Source organism: Oceanibaculum nanhaiense (assembly GCF_002148795.1).
Lineage (GTDB): Bacteria > Pseudomonadota > Alphaproteobacteria > Oceanibaculales > Oceanibaculaceae > Oceanibaculum > Oceanibaculum nanhaiense.
Map to the genome: position 1 here is coordinate 1 of NZ_MPOB01000011.1, position 17696 is coordinate 17696.

The 17696-nt window shown below is 63.5% G+C and carries 16 protein-coding genes and 1 tRNA gene; 4 read left to right on the forward strand and 13 right to left on the reverse strand.

All coding sequences use genetic code 11. The features are described from left to right. Positions 1-367 precede the first annotated feature (367 nt). The 8 genes from BKM74_RS15850 to BKM74_RS18600 form a co-directional block, all read right to left on the reverse strand. Positions 368-1486: a Fic family protein gene (locus tag BKM74_RS15850; RefSeq protein WP_086466765.1), complete on the reverse strand. Its 1119-nt coding sequence runs from the start codon at positions 1484-1486 to the stop codon at positions 368-370. A gap of 402 nt (positions 1487-1888) precedes the next feature. Continuing rightward, positions 1889-3166: a type II toxin-antitoxin system HipA family toxin gene (locus BKM74_RS15855; protein ID WP_086466685.1), complete on the reverse strand. Its 1278-nt coding sequence runs from the start codon at positions 3164-3166 to the stop codon at positions 1889-1891. After that, entirely contained in the window at positions 3166-3417 is a 252-nt protein-coding gene (locus tag BKM74_RS15860) for a helix-turn-helix domain-containing protein (protein WP_086466686.1), read from the reverse strand. Before BKM74_RS15860 ends, BKM74_RS15855 begins: the two co-directional genes overlap by 1 nt. 279 nt (positions 3418-3696) lie before the next feature. After that, positions 3697-3772, reverse strand: a tRNA-Glu gene (locus tag BKM74_RS15865). Between the two features lie 115 nt (positions 3773-3887). After that, positions 3888-5678, reverse strand: coding sequence for a single-stranded-DNA-specific exonuclease RecJ (gene recJ, locus BKM74_RS15870; protein WP_086466687.1), 1791 nt, complete (start codon positions 5676-5678; stop codon positions 3888-3890). 5 nt (positions 5679-5683) lie between these two features. After that, positions 5684-6646 carry a class II fructose-bisphosphatase gene (gene glpX / locus BKM74_RS15875; protein ID WP_086466766.1) on the reverse strand — a complete coding sequence of 321 codons (963 nt, stop codon included), beginning with the start codon at positions 6644-6646 and terminating at the stop codon, positions 5684-5686. A 68-nt stretch (positions 6647-6714) separates the two neighbouring features. Further along, positions 6715-8007, reverse strand: a complete 1293-nt coding sequence (locus BKM74_RS15880) for a homoserine dehydrogenase (RefSeq protein WP_086466688.1) — start codon at positions 8005-8007, stop codon at positions 6715-6717. Positions 8008-8180: 173 nt separating this feature from the next. Next, on the reverse strand, positions 8181-9455 hold the full coding sequence (locus BKM74_RS18600) for an OmpA family protein (protein WP_140056110.1): 1275 nt from the start codon (positions 9453-9455) through the stop codon (positions 8181-8183). A 335-nt stretch (positions 9456-9790) separates the two neighbouring features. Between BKM74_RS18600 and phaC the strand changes: the two genes are divergently transcribed. Continuing rightward, a complete protein-coding gene (phaC, locus tag BKM74_RS15890; RefSeq protein ID WP_086466690.1) occupies positions 9791-11536 on the forward strand; it encodes a class I poly(R)-hydroxyalkanoic acid synthase in 1746 nt (581 codons plus the stop codon). Positions 11537-11553: 17 nt separating this feature from the next. On the opposite strand, the gene BKM74_RS15895 is transcribed toward phaC, so the two are convergent. The 5 genes from BKM74_RS15895 to BKM74_RS15915 form a co-directional block, all read right to left on the reverse strand. Continuing rightward, complete coding sequence (locus BKM74_RS15895; protein ID WP_245825966.1) at positions 11554-12081, reverse strand: gamma carbonic anhydrase family protein; 528 nt, start codon at positions 12079-12081, stop codon at positions 11554-11556. 26 nt (positions 12082-12107) lie between these two features. Next, on the reverse strand, positions 12108-13160 hold the full coding sequence (gene argC / locus BKM74_RS15900) for an N-acetyl-gamma-glutamyl-phosphate reductase (protein WP_086466691.1): 1053 nt from the start codon (positions 13158-13160) through the stop codon (positions 12108-12110). 150 nt (positions 13161-13310) lie between these two features. Beyond that, entirely contained in the window at positions 13311-13790 is a 480-nt protein-coding gene (gene rpsI, locus BKM74_RS15905; RefSeq protein ID WP_407668713.1) for a 30S ribosomal protein S9, read from the reverse strand. Between the two features lie 3 nt (positions 13791-13793). Continuing rightward, positions 13794-14258 (reverse strand): 50S ribosomal protein L13, encoded by a 465-nt coding sequence (gene rplM, locus BKM74_RS15910; protein WP_086466692.1) that lies wholly within the window; start codon positions 14256-14258, stop codon positions 13794-13796. A gap of 162 nt (positions 14259-14420) precedes the next feature. Continuing rightward, positions 14421-14849, reverse strand: a complete 429-nt coding sequence (locus BKM74_RS15915; protein WP_086466693.1) for a PaaI family thioesterase — start codon at positions 14847-14849, stop codon at positions 14421-14423. Between the two features lie 112 nt (positions 14850-14961). Here BKM74_RS15915 and BKM74_RS15920 point away from each other — a divergent pair, with 112 nt between their 5' ends. The 3 genes from BKM74_RS15920 to BKM74_RS15930 all read left to right on the forward strand — a co-directional run bounded on the left by BKM74_RS15920 (position 14962) and on the right by BKM74_RS15930 (position 17677). After that, the gene (locus tag BKM74_RS15920) at positions 14962-15765 is read left to right on the forward strand and encodes an enoyl-CoA hydratase (protein WP_086466694.1); all 804 of its coding nucleotides are present in this window, start codon (positions 14962-14964) and stop codon (positions 15763-15765) included. Between the two features lie 15 nt (positions 15766-15780). Beyond that, the gene (locus BKM74_RS15925; RefSeq protein WP_086466695.1) at positions 15781-16308 is read left to right on the forward strand and encodes a CoA-binding protein; all 528 of its coding nucleotides are present in this window, start codon (positions 15781-15783) and stop codon (positions 16306-16308) included. A 79-nt stretch (positions 16309-16387) separates the two neighbouring features. Continuing rightward, on the forward strand, positions 16388-17677 hold the full coding sequence (locus tag BKM74_RS15930; protein ID WP_086466696.1) for an O-acetylhomoserine aminocarboxypropyltransferase: 1290 nt from the start codon (positions 16388-16390) through the stop codon (positions 17675-17677). The last annotated feature ends 19 nt before the right edge of the window (positions 17678-17696 follow it).

Sequence of the window (17696 nt, forward strand, 5' to 3'; positions counted from 1 at the left end):
TGCGTCTTTTGTGATGTGCCCGTTTGGCCAACGCATGGATAGATAGGGGTTCCCGCTAGGGGAAGGTCAAGCCCTGCTGGGCGATATCGTCGTGTGTGGCTCTGGAAGTCCTAGAACGCCAAACAAGGTTCCAGGGGGATGCAGGCAATATTCGGGCGCTTTCCTGGCCGGATCCTTGGAGCGGGGCCTTGGAGGAATCCGCCCGGCACCTGATCTGGTGGGCCTTGGATTGAGATAAGACGGGCGATTACACGCCCGGACCGCTACTGCAGCCTTATTGCGCAGCTGCTGATAAACAGCATCGCCTATATGGCGGCTGCGCCTCGAAAGCGAGCGGGTATAGGCGGATCGTATCAAATGTCCGCCTTCATGCTCTGCCGTTATCCTGGTCACTCAGCGAATAGCTGGTGCTGCGTCCCCCGCCTTTGTCCTTGACCAGTATCCCGCGCTCCAGCAGGTAGGTAATGTCGCGCAGCGCCGTGTCGGGCGAGCATTTCCCGATCTTTGCCCATTTCGACGATGTCAGCTTGCCCTCAAATCCGTCGAGCAGCCGGTTCAGCATGTCGCGCTGACGCTCATTCAGGGAATCGCCAGCGTGCTTTTCCCAGAAGCGCGCCTTCGTTAGGACGCCCGAGAGAATATCTTCCGCGCCGTCGAACGCCCGCGACAGGCAGGCGAGAAACCAGCTCAGCCACGCGGTGATGTCGAGATCGCCCTTCTGCGTGCTTTCCAGAATATCGTAGTATGCCTTGCGCTCCTGCCGGATTTGCGCGGACATGCTGTAAAAGCGCTGCGGACTTTGCTCCGACCGTGCAAGCTGCATGTCAGCAATGGCGCGCGCGATGCGCCCGTTGCCATCCTCGAACGGGTGGATGGTAACGAACCACAAATGGGCTATGCCAGCCTTCATGACGGGATCGAAGGCACCCTTGCCGTTGAACCAACTAAGAAAAACCTGCATATCGCCAACAAGGCGTTTTGCCTTCGGCGCTTCATAGTGAACGTGCTCGCGCCCGACCGGTCCTGAGATCACCTGCATCGGCCCCGATGTGTCATCGCGCCACGCGCCGACCTTTATCCGCTGCATTCTGCTGCGGCCTGTAGAGAAGAGCGCCGCGTGCCAATCGAACAGGCGTTCGTCGGTCAGTTCCAGATCGTAGTTCTGGGTAGCATCGAGCATCATCTCGACGACGCTCTCGACGTCCCGATCCGCCGGGACAAGCCCACCTATATCCATGCCCAGACGCCGGGCAATGGAGGAGCGCACCTGGTCGCGGTCGAGGATTTCGCCCTCGATCTCGCTGGACTTCAGGACCTCCTCGGTCATGGTCTGGAGTGACGCTGCCCTGCGCAGGTCGAAACCCAGTGCCTCCATGCGGCCGATCAGACGCCCTTGACGATGTCGGACAGCGCCAAGCGTGTCCGCCAGAACCTTGTGGTCCCAGCGGAACTCCGGCCATTCCGCGAGTTCATGAATATAGGTCATAATATCCGCACTCCTTGCGGTGATTATGGTCAATAATCTCCGCATTGGCCAGAATTAATCTCCGTAGAATATGCGGAGATTAATTGCGCCATTCGCCGCAGCTGAGCCGGGAGACAAAATTGGGACGTATCCCAGCCGAATCCGTGGAAATGCAAGAGTACGTGCTCAACAAACTTATATTTCGTTGAGCATCTCAGTTGTCCATGATCGATCGTCACTCCGCCATTGCCCACGCCGCCCGCCGGCTATCACGATCTGCTGCGGTCGCTTCTGGACGACGCCGTATCGGCGCTGCGCGGCACGCCGACGCTGCTGAAGCGGAATGGCCGCAGAATTGGATAGGCTGACGCACTCATTTCTTGAAGGGCGCGAGAGCCGTCTGCGGGAGAGCGCATGAGTGAACTACGTGCTCCAGGCGCGCACTGCCGTGCAACGCCGAACGATATCCTCGACTGCCAGCGCCAGCAGCTCGCTGTCGGCCTCGGTTCCATCCACTTCCGCGAGCAGCTTCTCGGCTGCCGGGATCATCCGCTCGGCCATATCGAGCAATTGGCGAAGCACGTAGCGGGGACGGAAGTCGGTCTCCCGGGCGAAGGCTTCCCAGTTTTCCGGCGTCAGCGTGAGTGGATCACGATTGCCCCCGACGAACATCGCCAGCCGCGGACGTTGCTCCTTGTAGAGGGATCTGAAAGCAGCGGCGTTGTTTACATCATAGAGCTGACTGAGCTCGATCCGGTCTAGCCGATAGACCAGAGAGTAGTTCTTGGCGTGGGCATCGGGGTTGCCAACCAGGAACTGGAAAATCGCGCGATCAAGAAGTTGTGTGCGGGCCGTGACGACGTCCGTGACACTCTTCATCAGCTCGAAACATTCCTGCCAGCCCGGCCCGCCATCCTTTTCGTACTTCTGCCGCGGAAAGCGCCCGAGCGCCTGGCAGAAATCCTCCTGATGCAAGCGACGGAAAACATCTTGCCCGTTCACCCCGACACGGTCGTATCGCCGGATGACCATGTAGGGCGTGTCCTTGACCACTCGGATGGTCGAGAATGGCACCGGGATGCCGACGGCCGCCGCCAGGCGCAGGCAGAAATGCTCGACGCGGATCGAGTCCGGCAGACCGTCAATGTCGACCTTTAGAATGTGAGTGCTAGGGGTATGCCCTCTCGGCAACGCGATCTTGCGATCGACAACACCGACCCCAGCCTTGTGGTGGACCCCGGCTAGAGACAGCCGCAGCTCTCCGTCGGCGTCGATAAACAGCGGCCGCCGCGGCAAGGCCTCGATATATTCGGCAAGCCGATCATCGTCCAACACGTCCCATTTCGTCTCGACGTTCTCGTCGGCGATCACCTCATCATCGAGAGGCACAACGGTGACCGCGCCCGGGCAGTCGCGGCCAAGTTGGTAGAGCAGTGCGTAATCATCGGCAGCGTCGACCTGCAGATAGCGCGCCAGAGCCTCGCGCGTCCGCTGGGAGTCCGGCAGCAGCCCATCGAAGAACGGACCGGCGCGATCGTGGTCGTAGGGATCTGGTGAGAGAGGGAGCGCCAGGGAGAGGGGATGATGCGGCAATTGCTTGCGCTCAAGCCAGCCCTGTTCGTAGCGAAACGACAGTTCCCCGTCCTTGGCAACGTCGAGGACGCCAACAGGAAGACCGTAGAGTCGGATGGATGCGGGCATCAGAATTCCGATCCAGCGTCTGATGGATCACTCGCCGAGACTGCCGCCGGTGAGAACGTGATCGTCACACCCAGCAACACCAGCACCTTGAGCACAATCGACATCGGCGGATCGACGCGACCACGCTCGAAGTCACTAACCCATTTCTGCGAGGTCGCCGTCAGATCAGCGAGCTGGCTTTGGGTAAGCCCACGCCGCTTGCGCTCCTCTCGCAGAAAGTGGCGAACGTCGTCCACACCCCGAATGTGCATGTTTGATATCCTATTACCGCTCAGTGATAATACAGTGAGCAGCAAAGAAATATCACCGACTGGTCAAATTTCAAAATGGATAAGTGGAAAAATAACTGTTCAGTGTTAAACTGCGCCTCAACAGCGCATTGCAGCGCAGAAGGGAGTCGGTTTCAGTCTGAAAGCGGATTCGAGCAGCTCAAGGCGCAAAAAAAGACTGCCCGTGAGTTCCCACACGAGTTCCCACAGCGGTTCCCACAAGGGACGCTAAGTTATTGAAATATATAGGGTAAAAAGCAATGGCGTCCCCAAGGGGATTCGAACCCCTGTCGCCGCCGTGAAAGGGCGGTGTCCTAGGCCTCTAGACGATGGGGACGTCGAGGCGCTGTGCGCGGAGGAACATACTGGGTCGGGGCGGAAAATCAAGAACGAAAGGCGAAATTCCGCCGTTAAATTCCGGAGGGAAGATTCGCGGTATCGAATGGCCCGGATTATTGCGCCGATGCCGCGTCGTCGATCAGCAACTGCACCTTCTCGTTGCCCTGCCAGCGGTCGATCCGGAGATGCCCGGCAATGTGCAGCGGCAGCGATCGCGCCTTCAGCAGCGCTTCGCCCAGCGGCGTCTCCAGCGCCCGGAAGGCAATCGCTTTCAGCCGTCTTCCGTCAGCATCGCCAAGCTGGCAACGTACATGATTTTCCCCGACCACATCGGCGCCCAGGATACGCGCCGCCGGGAAGGCGAAGCGCGGCTCCGGATTGCCGACGCCGAACGGCCCGACGCGGCCCAGTGTCTCCAGCAGGTCCAGCGTGGCTCCCCCGGGCCTGAGTGCGCCATCGATGGACAGTACAGGCGTTGCCTCGCCGCCTTCCAGCCAGTCTGCGGCGCGCGCGGTCAGGAACTCCCGGAAGGCGTCCAGCTTGGCGCGCTCCAGCGTGAAGCCCGCCGCCATCGCATGGCCGCCGCCATTCACCAGCAGGCCCGCCTGATGCGCGGCGATCACCGCCGGCCCGAGCGCGAAACCGGCGATCGAGCGGCCCGACCCCTTGCCGATACCCTGTTCGTCGAAGGCGATGACCAGCGCCGGGCGGTGGAAGCGTTCCTTCAACCGGCCGGCGACGATACCGATGACGCCGGGGTGCCAGCCCTCGCCTGTTGCCACCAGCAGCGGCCCATCGGCATGGCGCTCGACCTGGGCCAGCGCCTCCTCCTGCACGGATTGTTCGATCAGCTTTCGCTCGGTATTGAAGCTGTCCAGCTCGGCCGCCAGGCTTGCCGCCTCTCCCGCATCCTCGGTGGAGAGCAGCCGCGTGCCAAGATCGGCGCGCCCGACCCGGCCGCCGGCATTCACGCGCGGCCCCAGCAGGAAGCCCAGGTGATAGGTGCCGGGCGCCTCGTCGATGCGGGCAACCTCCGACAGCGCGCGCAGCCCGGTATTGTTGCGCCAGCCCATCACCTTCAGCCCCTGCGCCACCAGCGCCCGGTTCAGGCCGGTCAGCGGCACCACGTCGCAGACCGTGCCAAGCGCCACCAGGTCGAGCCATTGCATCAGATCGGGTTCGGGGCGGCTGGCGTACCACCCCTCCTCCCGCAGCCTGCGGTTCAGTGCCACCACCAGCAGGAAGGCGACGCCGACGGCAGCCAGCTGGCCGTGCGGGCTGTCCTCGTCCAGCCGGTTGGGATTGACCACGGCAATGGCGCGCGGCAAGGAGGGCTCGGCGACATGATGATCGACGACGATCATGTCGAGGCCGGCCTCTGATGCGGCCTCCAGCGGGGCGAAGGCGGTGATGCCGCAATCGACGGTGATGCAGACGGCGGCCCCTTCCCGCTTCAGCGCCAGCAGCGCCGGGGCGTTCGGGCCATAGCCTTCGGTCATGCGGTCGGGAATATAGACGCGCGGCTTACCGCCGACCGCCGTCAGGAAGCGGTGCAGCAACGCCGTGGAGGTGGCACCATCGACATCATAATCGCCGAAGATGGCGATCTTTTCGCCGTGCATGACGGCGGCTGCCAGACGCTCGGCAGCCTTTGCCATATCCTTCAGCTCATAGGGGTCGGTCAGGCTGGCCCGCAGGGTCGGGTTCAGGAAGCCGTCCGCAGCCTCCAGATCGATGCCGCGCGCTGCCAGCACCTGTCCCAGGATTTCCGGCAGGCCGAGACGCTGCGACAGGGCGAGCCCCGACCGCTCGGTACTCTGCCAATCCGCCGCCTGACCCCGGGCAATCCAGCGCCGCCCGGTCAGCGAGCGCTCGACATTGAGGAAGGCGGCGGGATCGGCCATCCGGATCAGTCGCCGTCGTAGCCGCTCTTGCGGGTGAAATCGTGCCGTGCCTCGATGAAGCGCACCGTGCCGGTCTTGGAGCGCATGACCATGGAATGGGTGCGTCCGCCATCGCGGGTACGGCGCACGCCGCGCAGCAGCGTGCCATCGGTGACGCCGGTGGCGGCGAACATCACATCGCCGATGGCGAGGTCGAGCATCGAGTATTTGCGGTTCAGGTCGGTGATGCCGGCCTTGGCGGCGCGCCCCTTCTCATCCTCGTTGCGGAAGACCAGCCGGCCCTGCATCTGGCCGCCGATGCAGCGCAACGCGGCAGCCGCCAGCACACCCTCGGGCGAACCGCCCTGGCCCATATAGATGTCGATGCCGCTTTCGGGCTGCGAGGTCGCCATGACGCCGGCCACGTCGCCGTCGGAGATCAGAACGATGCGGGCACCGGCGTCGCGGACCTTGGAGATCAGCTCCTGATGGCGCGGCCGGTCGAGGATACAGGCGACCAGGTCGGCCACATCCACCTTCTTCGCCTTGGCCAGGTTCTTCAGATTCTCGGCCGGGCTGGCGTCGAGATCGACCACGCCGTCCGGCAGGCCGCCGCCAACCGCGATCTTGTCCATATAGACGTCCGGCGCATGCAGGAAGCCGCCCTCCTCCGCCATGGCGATGACCGCCATCGCGTTGGTCCCGCCCTTGGCGGTGATGGTGGTGCCTTCAAGCGGATCGAGGGCGATGTCGATCTTCGGTCCACCAAGGCCGACCTTCTCGCCGATATAGAGCATCGGCGCCTCGTCGCGCTCGCCCTCGCCGATCACCACCTTGCCATCGATGGACAGGCCATTCAGCGCCTGACGCATGGCCGTAACGGCAGCCTGGTCGGCGGCTTTCTCGTCGCCACGGCCCATCAGGCGGGACGCGGCAAGCGCGGCGGCCTCGGTAACACGGACAACCTCAAGCGCGAGGTTCCGATCCATGGCTGCACCGTCATTCATTGTATGAGACTCCTTGGGCTTTTTTCTTATAGGCAATCGTTAAACGAAGATCAGAGCGCTTCGATGCGAATCAGGCGCGGAGGTTCCACCACGCTGTCCAGCGCGGCGATCCTCTCTATGGCCTGCATCATACCCGCTTCCTCGGTTTCATGGGTGGTAATCACCACCGGAACCGGTTCTGACGGATCGCGCGCCTGTTGCAGCACGGATTCCATCGACACCGCATTGTCGCGGAAGGCCGCGGCCACATCGGCGATCACGCCGGGCTGGTCCCTGACCATCAGGCGAATGTAATAGGCGCCGTAATGGTGCCCCATCGGCGCGGTTTCGCCGGGCGCCAGCCTGACAGGCGGCAGCCCCAGAGCAGGTGCATTGTGGCCGCGCGCAATGTCCAGAATGTCGGCGACAACGGCAGAGGCGGTCGGTCCCTCGCCGGCCCCGCGTCCGGTCAGCAGCACATTGCCGACAGGGTCGGCCTCGACGAAGACGGCGTTGAACACGCCCTCGACATGGGCGATGGGAGCGGCCAGCGGCACCATGCAGGGATGCACGCGCTGCTCGATCCCATGGTCCGTCACGCCGGCGATGCCCAGCAGCTTGATGCGGTAGCCGAGCTGTTCGGCGAAGGCGAGATCCAGCGCCGAGATATGGCGGATGCCCTCGACATGAATGCCACTGAAATCCAGTTCCCGGCCAAAGGCGACGCTGGTCAGGATGGCCAGCTTGTGCGCCGCGTCGATGCCATCCACATCGAAGCTGGGATCGGCCTCGGCATAGCCCAGCTTCTGCGCGTCGGCCAGCACGTCGGCGAATTCCCGGCCGGTCTCGCGCATGGTGGAAAGAATGTAGTTGCAGGTGCCGTTGAGGATGCCATGCACCCGCTTCACGCGGTTTGCGGCCAGCCCTTCCCGCAGCGCCTTGATGACCGGAATGCCGCCGGCCACCGCCGCCTCGTAGGCGAGCGTCACCCCTGCGGTCTCGGCGGCCTTGGCGAGCGCGGTGCCATGCAACGCCAGCAGCGCCTTGTTGGCGGTTACCACCGGCTTGCCGGCGGCGATGGCGGCCTCGATCAGCTCGCGGGCCACGCCGTCCGATCCGCCGATCAGCTCCACCACCACATCGACCTCGGGGTCGGCAGCCAGCGCTCGGGCATCCTCGTGCCAGCGGCAGCCAGACAGATCGACGCCGCGATCCCTGGTGCGGTCGCGTGCGGCGACGGCGGTGACCCGGATTTCGCGGCCGCAGCGTGCGGCCAGCAACTCGGCCTGATCGCGCAGCAATTTCGCGACGCCGCCCCCGACCGTACCCAGGCCGGCGATTCCGATACGAAGCGCGCCGCTCATGCCAGCCTCAATGTGTCATGGTGCGGCGCGGCGGCCGGCGCCGGAAGCGATGCAATGGACATGGAACCCCAGATGGCGAATGCGGAATGGTGACGGATAGCCAGTCAATATTGGCCGCACCTATTTAGCCCCGGACGAGGCAAAAGTCGATTGTCGAAGGTAAGGCGGGACGGTCAGTAATCGACGAAGATTTCCACCCGGCGATTGCCCGTCTCGCCCGCCGGCATGACCTCGTAATAGACCGGCTGGCTGTCGCCGACGCCGGCAACCTGCATGACCCTGGCCGGCACACCCAGGCGCGCCAGTTCCTGTGCCACCGTCTCGGCGCGGCTGACCGACACCTGGAAATTGGCGAGCTGATGCTGCAGCGGCCGCATGTCGGTGGTCCGGCTGCTGGCATGGCCGACAATGCGCAGCGTGCCGCCGGTCTTGCGATACTCGGCCGCAATCTTGCGCAAGGTCTCACGCTCGGACGGGTCAAGCGCCGTGGAGCCATGGCCGAACAGAATGGTCGCGGCCAGATAGGAGATGCCAGCCCTGTCGGACGCGGCTGGGGCGGCGGTGTCCTGCGCCGTCGCTGCCTGGGTTCCTGTTTGGGCGCCTGTCTGGGTGGGCTCCGCGCTGCGGGTGGCGACCGGCGATGCCGAGCGGGCGAACTGCTCCTGGTATATCTCGGTTGCTGTGCGCGCTTGGGGTTCCGTTCTGGACGCGGTCTTTGCAGGTTCGGTCATTGCGGCAGAAGCGCTCGGCTGGGGTGCGCTTGACTCTGTCGCAGTGGACTGGGGCGCGCTCGGCTGCGGGGCGGTGGCGGGCGCCATCGGCGGCTTGCTGTCGTCAGCCGCTTCCGCAGCGGCGGCACGTTCCGCCAGAACTTCCTGGCGGCGGCGTTCCAGCATTGCAGCGCCAACGGACTGGGTCTCTGTCGGCTCGGCGCGGGACGCAATCCGCGCGGCAGGAGGCCTTGCGGCAGATGGCGCGGACGGAGTGGTCTCTGCTGTTGTCGGGGTCGCCGAGGCTGGCGCAGTGGGGGCTGGCGCAATGGGGGCTGGCGTAGCCACCGCAGGGGGCGGGGTCGGCGCGGCGGCTGGTGCCGTCCGGGAGGCACCTGAGGACGAGCCGGTGTTGATCGCATTGGCAGGCTGTTGGTCGGTATAGCGGGCCTGGTCGCGGTCGGCCACCAGCCCTTGCTGCGTCGCGCGGCGTTCGCTTGGGCTGCTGATATCGGCGGGACGGGCGGGAACCGACCCAAGATTGGGGTAGGCCTGGCTTTCGCCGGAGCGCTCGGCAGCGGGGCGCTCGGCAGCGGGGCGCTCGGTGGCCGGCGCCTCATCATCCTCGAACAGGCTGGTGGCCCCCTTGTACCATTCCACCGGGTTGACGGCGTCCGGCACCGACGAACAGCCCGCAAGCAGCAACAGGCCAGCCGTTGCCGCCAGCCCGATTTTCATTCCGCGTCCGTGCCTGCCCTGCCGCCGCATCTGCATCCCCCGGTCAGTACAATTTTTCCATTGGATTAACGGCTTATATCACATCCGGCAAGCATGGCGGAGCCTCAAGACCACATCGCCGGATCAAACGCACGAATCTTGTCACGAAATTCCCTTAACGTCGCCACGGTCTGGATAATATAATGTGTGGGCAAGCGTTAAGGCATTCGATGGATTTGTAATAATTCGATAATTTAAATGCCATAAACCGTAACAAATACCTGCCGGTGCAAGAGATGAATGATAAATCGGAAACGATGACGAAAGTCCCGGATCCAGTACAGCTCTCCCAATCCATGAGCAGTATTGCCGAGCGCAGCCAGAAGCTGATCGCCAGCTATCTGGAAAAGCAGGCGGCTTCGAATGGTCACGCCAGCTCCAATGACCCGTTGAATATTGGTCAGGCCTTCCTGGAAATGACCGCGAAGATGATGGGCGATCCCACACAGATGATGCAGTCGCAGCTGGCACTCTGGCAGGATTATATGCAGCTCTGGCAGAACGCCAGCAAACGCTTCATGGGCGAGGAGGAAGTGCCGCCGATGGTGGCGCCCGACACCGGCGACCGGCGTTTCAAGGATCCGGCCTGGGAGGAGAATTACGTCTTCGACTTCATCAAGCAGTCCTACCTGCTGACCGCGCGCTGGATGCAGTCCACGGTCAATAAGGTCGAGGGGCTGGATTCGAAGACCGCGCAGAAGGTGGATTTCTACACAAGGCAGTTCGCCGATGCGATGGCGCCCTCCAATTTCGTCATGACCAACCCGGAGGTGCTGCGCGCCACCGTTGAAAGCGGCGGCGAAAACCTGGTCAAGGGGCTGGAGAACCTGCTGTCCGACCTGGAACGCGGACAGGGCAAGCTGTCGATCAAGATGACCGACATGGACGCCTTCAGGGTCGGCGAGAACATCGCCACGGCGCCCGGCAAGGTGGTGTTCCAGAACGAGTTGATGCAGCTGCTGCAGTTCAGCCCGACGACGGAAGAGGTCTATCGTCGGCCGCTGCTGATCGTGCCGCCCTGGATCAACAAATATTACATCCTGGACCTGCGCGAGAAGAACTCCTTCATCCGCTGGGCGGTGGCTCAAGGGCTAACAGTGTTCGTCATTTCCTGGGTCAATCCGGATGAGAGCCTGGCACAGAAGAGCTTCGAGGATTACATGCTGGCCGGCCCGCTCGCCGCGCTCGACGCCATCGAGAAGGCGACCGGCGAGAAGGACGCGAACGTCATCGGCTATTGCATCGGCGGCACGCTGATGGCGGCCACCCTCGCTTACATGACGGCGAAGAAGAGCGACGCGCGCATCAAGTCGATCACCTATTTCACGACCATGGTCGATTTCGAAGAGGCCGGCGAGCTGTCCGTCTTTATCGACGAGGAGCAGTTGCAGGCCCTGGAATCCAAGATGGACGAGAAAGGCTATCTCGACGGGGCGGCGATGGCGACGACCTTCAACATGCTGCGCGCCAACGACCTGATCTGGTCCTTCGTCGTCAATAATTACCTGCTGGGCAAGGAACCCTTCCCCTTCGACCTGCTGTACTGGAATGCCGATTCCACGCGCATGCCGGCCCAGATGCACAGCTTCTACCTGCGCAAATGCTACCAGGAGAACAAGCTGGTCGAGCCGGGCGGCATCACGCTGGACGGGGTGAAGATCGATCTGCGCACGGTGAAGACGCCGACCTATATCCTCTCCGCCAAGGACGATCATATCGCGCCCTGGAAATCGACCTATGCCGCGACCCAGCTCTATGCCGGGCCGGTGAAGTTCGTGCTGTCGGGGTCGGGGCATATTGCCGGCGTGGTGAATCCGCCGGCGGCGCAGAAATATTGCTACTGGACGAACAGCCGCAAGCCCAAGACCCCGGACAAATGGCTGGAGGGCGCCACCCAGAATCCCGGCTCCTGGTGGACCGACTGGGCGGAATGGGTCGGCAAGCAGGGCGGCGGCAAGGTTCCTGCGCGCAAGCCCGGCGACGGCAAGCTGAAGGTGATCGAGGACGCGCCCGGCTCCTACGTGAAGGTCACGCTGAAATAGCGCTCCCTACCCGCCCCCTACCCGCCATAGGAGGCGTGGTGGGCCTTCGCGGTTTCCGCATAGCGCCGCGCTGAATCCGCGATCTCCGCGATATCGGCTTCGGTAAGGTCGCGCAGATAGCGCGCCGGCCGCCCGGCCCAGAGCTGGCCCGAGGGGATGCGCTTGCCGGGCGTCAGCAAAGCGCCGGCGGCAAGCATGGCGTTGCTCTCGATCACGCTGCCATCCATCGCGCAGGCCTGCATGCCGACGAAGCTGCGGTCCTGCAGCGTGCAGGCATGCAGGATCGCGGTGTGGCCGACCGTCACCTCGTCGCCGACGAAGCAGCCCAGCCCCTTGCCCTGCACATGTACCACCGTGCCGTCCTGGATGTTGGTTCGCTTGCCGACGCGGATGGCCTGAATGTCGCCGCGCAGCGTGCAGGAGAACCAGATGCTCGAGTCCGCCCCGATCTCGACATCGCCGATGATCGCCGCGTTCGGCGCGATGAAGGCGGACGGGTCTATCGTCGGGGTGACGCCCTTATAGGGCAGGATCAGGGCGGACATCGGCATCATCTCTCCGTTATGGGCCGTTACGGGAACATCGGCGGCTGGGTGAGCGCCGTGGTTTCCGGCAATCCTGCCATCACATTCATGTTCTGCACCGCCTGGCCCGACGCACCCTTCACCAGATTGTCGATGACCGAGACGATGATGGCGCGCCCCTTCAGCCGGTCGGCGACCACGCCGATCAGCGTGAAGTTCGAACCGCGCACATGCCGCGTCGATGGCACCTGGCCCAGCGGCAGAACCCGCACGAAAGGCTCGCCTTCATAGCGCTTGGCCATCGTCTCGCGCAGATCGGCGGCAGTCGCACCATTCGCCAGCCGCACATAGGCGGTGGACAGGATGCCCCGGCTCATCGGCATCAGATGCGGGGTGAAATTCACGATGATCGGCCGCCCGGCGGCCTGTGTCAGCCCCTGCTCGATCTCCGGCGCATGGCGGTGGCTGGCCACGCCATAGGCATGGATGCCTTCGGTGACCTCGGTGAAGAGCGAGCCTTCCTTGGCCGCCCGGCCGGCGCCGGACACGCCGGACTTGGCGTCGATGACGATATCGTCGGCGTCGATCAGATCGGCTTCGACCAGCGGCACCAGCGGCAGCTGCGCGGCGGTCGGATAGCAGCCGGGATTGGCGACCAGTCGGGCCTTGGCAACCGCATCGCGGGCCAACTCGGTGATGCCGTACACCGCCTCCTTCTGCAACTCGGGCGCCAGATGGGCATGGCCGTACCATTCGGCATAGGTATCGACATCGTGCAGCCGGAAGTCGGCGGACAGATCAACTACCTTCAGATGCTTCGGCAAGGCGGCGATCACCTCCTGCGTGGTGCCATGCGGCAGCGCGCAGAACACCAGGTCGCACAGGCTGTAATCGGCATCCTCGACCTTGGTCAGTACCGGCAGGTCGAGATAGGCCAGATGCGGGAACACGTCGCCCAGCGGCTTGCCGGCGGCGCGGTCGCCGGTCAGCAGGGTCGGACGCGCGGAAGGATGCTGCGCCAGCAGTCGGATCAGTTCAGCGCCGGTGTAACCGCTGGCGCCCAGAATGCCGACCCGGATGTGGTTCGACGATGCTGTCATCTTCCTCTCCTTCCGAAATTCCGCCCGCCTGGGGATGGCCCCACAAGGCAGACAGTGTGCAACAAAACAGTGAAAACCCTGTGACACAACGAAAAACGGGGCGCCCCTGCTGGGACGCCCCGTTTCCGGTAGTCGTTTCCCTTGAGGGACTTAACGCTTCGAGAACTGGAAGCTACGTCGCGCCTTGGCACGGCCGTACTTCTTGCGCTCGACGACGCGGCTGTCACGGGTCAGGAACCCGCCCTGCTTCAGGGCGCCACGCAGCGCAGGCTCGAAATTGATGAGCGCGCGGCTGATGCCATGGCGCACGGCGCCGGCCTGGCCGGACAGGCCACCACCGGTCACGGTGCAGATCACGTCATACTGATCGACGCGGCCGGCGGCCTCGAACGGCTGCCGCACGATGAGGCGCAGCACCGGACGGGCGAAATACACCTCCTGGTCGCGGCCATTGACCACGACACGACCGTTGCCCGGCTTCACCCAGACGCGGGCGATGGCATTCTTGCGGCGGCCGGTGCCATAGGCACGACCCTGTGCGTCGATCTTCGGCTCGGCCGGAGCGGCCTCGACAGCCTCGGACACCAGGTCCTTCAGCGCGTCCATGCCCTGATTCTCAACAGTGGTCATGGATTAGGCACTCCTCTTGTTCTTCGGATTCATCGCCGCGAGGTCGAGAACCTCCGGCTGCTGCGCCTCGTGCGGATGCTCGGTACCGGCATAGACCTTCAGGTTGCCCATCAGCTTGTTGCGCAGCGGGCCCTTGGTCATCATACGCTCGACCGCCTTCTGGATCGCGCGCTCCGGGAACCGGCCGCCCAGGATCTGACCCATGGTCCGCTCCTTGATGCCGCCCGGATGACCGGTGTGCCAGTAGAACTTCTTGTCGGTCAGCTTCTTGCCGGTCAGCTTCACCTTCTCGGCATTCACGACGATGATGTTATCGCCGGTGTCGATATGCGGGGTGAAGGTCGGCTTATGCTTGCCACGCAGACGCATGGCGATAACCGAGGCCAGTCGGCCCAGAACAACGCCTTCAGCGTCGATCAGGACCCACTTCTTCTCGATCTCCGACGGTTTGGCGGAGTAGGTCTTCATGTCTGCCCCAATCGGCTGGAAACACGGTGAGAGGGTTCCCCCTCGTTCGAGGCCGAATATCTACAGAAGCGCCGATAGGTGGTCAATCGAAAAAGCAGGGCGTGATGCAAAAATAACGAAGCAATTTCAGCATGTTATAAAAACGGTATTATAATACCGCGCTCAAGGGGCCTTATTTTCCGGGGGAATCGAGTAGGTCGAGGTCACATGGCATACCGGTTCGTCATCGCCTTCCGAGAAAATCGACACCTCGCCATAGGCCAGACGCCTGCCGCATTTCAGCAGCCGGCCCTTTGCAATCAGGTCGCCGGGCTTCGGGCGTTTCAGGAAATTGGCGGTCAGGTTCGTGGTGACGGCCAGCTTCACAATGCCGATCCGGCTCAGCACGCAGCCATACATGACGAAATCGGCGAGCCCCATCATGACCGGCCCGGTGATGGTGCCGCCGGGGCGCAGCAGATCGTCTCGGAACGGCAGGCGCGCCGTGGCCTCGCCATCTCCCACGCTCTCGAAGCGCACGCCGAGCTGCCCGACATAGGGCACTTCCTCGCGGGCGATGCGGTCGAGTTCCTCAGCGGTCACCTTGCTCATGCGCTTTCCCCTACCCTCCCTTGTTGACCCGGATACTTGCGCGATCCTGCGCCGGACGCCAGACTCAGCGAAAATAAGACCCGGCGAACAGCGGATATGAGGGAGACATGCTATGGCCCATCCAGCCCCCCTGCCCGGCGACGGCGATAATCTGCTGCGCAGCGACAGCGCCGGCATCGCCACGCTGACCCTGAACCGGCCGCAGGCGCGCAACGCGCTGTCCCTGGCCCTGATGAATGCCGTGACCCACGCGTTGGAGGCGATAGCCGGCGATGCCTCGGTAAAGGTGGTGGTGATCGCCGGCAATGGCCCTGCCTTCTGCGCCGGCCATGATTTGAAGGAGCTGCGCGCCAATCCGGACCGCGCCTTCTACGAGCAGACCTTCACCGCCTGCAGCCGGATGATGCAGGCGGTGGTGCGGTTGCCACAGCCGGTGATCGCGCGGGTGCACGGCATCGCCACGGCGGCGGGCTGCCAGCTTGTCGCGTCGTGCGATCTCGCGCTTGCCGCCGACACTGCGCGTTTCGCCACGCCGGGCGTGAACATCGGCCTGTTCTGCTCGACGCCGATGGTGGCGCTGTCGCGCAATATCGGCCGCAAGCAGGCGATGGAGATGCTGCTGCTGGGCGAGATGGTGCCGGCCGCGCGGGCGCTGGAATTCGGCCTCCTCAACCAGGTGGTGCCGGAGGCGGAGTTGGAGGCGGCGGTCGCGGAAATGGCCGGAAAGATTGCCGCGAAATCGCCGCTGGTACTGAAGATCGGCAAGGAAGCCTTCTACAGGCAGCTTGAACTGGGCCTGTCGGATGCCTACGACTATGCCAGCAAGGTGATGACCGAGAACATGCTGGCCCGGGATGCGGGCGAAGGCATTGACGCCTTCATCGAAAAGCGCCCACCGGTCTGGCAGGGTCACTAGAAGACAAGGAAGATCATGTTCGCCAATGCCGTGAAGCCGTCCTTCGAGAAGGGCAACCATGAGACTTACCCCGACGCGCTGATCCGCAAGGTGCTGCGCGAGGTGAAGGTGATCGCCATGGTCGGCGCCAGCCCGGACTGGAACCGGCCCTCCTACTTCGCGATGAAGTACCTGCAGGCGAAGGGCTATCGCGTCATTCCGGTGAACCCCAAGGTCGCCGGCGACGAAATCCTGGGCGAGAAGGTATATGCCAGCCTCGCCGAGATCCCCGAGAAGATCGACATGGTGGATGTGTTCCGCAATTCCGTGGCCGCCGGCCCGATCACCGACGAGGCGATCGCCATCGGCGCCAAGGTGGTGTGGATGCAGCTTGGCGTGCGCAATGACGAAGCCGCCGCCCGTGCCGAGGCTGCCGGCCTGACCGTCATCATGAACCGCTGCCCGAAGATCGAATTCGGCCGGCTGAATGGCGAACTGGGCTGGCACGGCTTCAATTCCGGTGTCATCTCCTCGAAACGCCGGAAGCTGCCGCAGAAGGCCTGATCTTTCTCGTCATGGTCGGATCAGGTCCGAGGATGACGAAATAAAAAAGTGAAACAGCAAGCAGATTCAGGAATCCGCCATGACCAACACCAAGCCCGGTTTCGACACGCTCGCGGTGCATGCCGGCGCCGCTCCCGACCCTGCAACGGGCGCGCGCTCCACGCCGATCTACCAGACCACGGCCTATGTGTTCGACGATGTGGATCATGCCGCCTCGCTGTTCAACCTGCAGGCCTTCGGCAACATCTATTCGCGCCTGACCAACCCGACGGTTGCGGTGCTGGAGGAACGCATCGCCAGCCTGGAAGGCGGGCGCGGCGCCACCTGCGTTGCCTCCGGCCATGCCGCGCAGATGCTGGCCTTCTTCTCCTTCATGGAGCCGGGCGACGAATTCCTGGCCGCCAGCAAGCTCTATGGCGGATCGATTACGCAGTTCTCGCGCAGCTTCAAGAAGTTCGGCTGGAACGCGATCTTTGTCGATCCCACCGACCCGGAGAATTTCCGCACGGCGATGACGCCGAAGGTGAAGGCGATCTTCGTCGAATGCCTGGCCAATCCGGGCGGCGTGATCGTCGATATCGAGGCCGTCGCGAAGATCGCGCATGAGGCCGGCGTGCCGCTGATCGTCGATAACACCATGGCCACGCCCTATCTGTGCCGGCCCTTCGACTACGGCGCCGACATCATCGTGCATTCGACCACCAAATTCCTGTCCGGCCATGGCAATGCGATGGGTGGGGCGGTTGTCGATTCCGGCAAGTTCGACTGGGCGCAGAACGACAAATTCAAGTCGCTGACCACGCCGGAGCCGGCCTATCACGGGCTGAATTTCTACGAGACCTTCGGCGATCTCGCCTTCACCATCTATGGTCATGCGATGGGGCTGCGCGATCTCGGGCCGACCATGGCGCCGATGAACGCCTATCTCACCATCACCGGCATCGAGACCCTGCCGCTGCGCATGCAGCGCCATGTGGAGAATGCGCAGAAGGTGGCGGAATTTCTGGAGGATCACCCGCAGGTTGCCTGGGTGTCCTATGCCGGCCTGCCCAGCAGCAAGCATCATGCGCTGGCCCGCAAATATCTGCCGAAGGGGGCCGGCTCGGTGTTCACCTTCGGCGTGCGTGGCGGTTACGAGGCCGGCGTGAAGCTGGTCGAGGGCTGCGAGTTGCTGTCGCATCTGGCGAATATTGGCGATACGCGCTCGCTGATTATCCATCCGGCCTCGACCACGCACCGGCAATTGTCCGAGGAACAGAAGATCGCCGCCGGCGCCGGGCCGGATGTGGTGCGCCTGTCCATCGGCATCGAAACGGTGGAAGACATCATGGCCGATCTCGACCAGGCCCTGGCCAAGACGAAGGCGTGATCCGGCACGGACGTTGGGC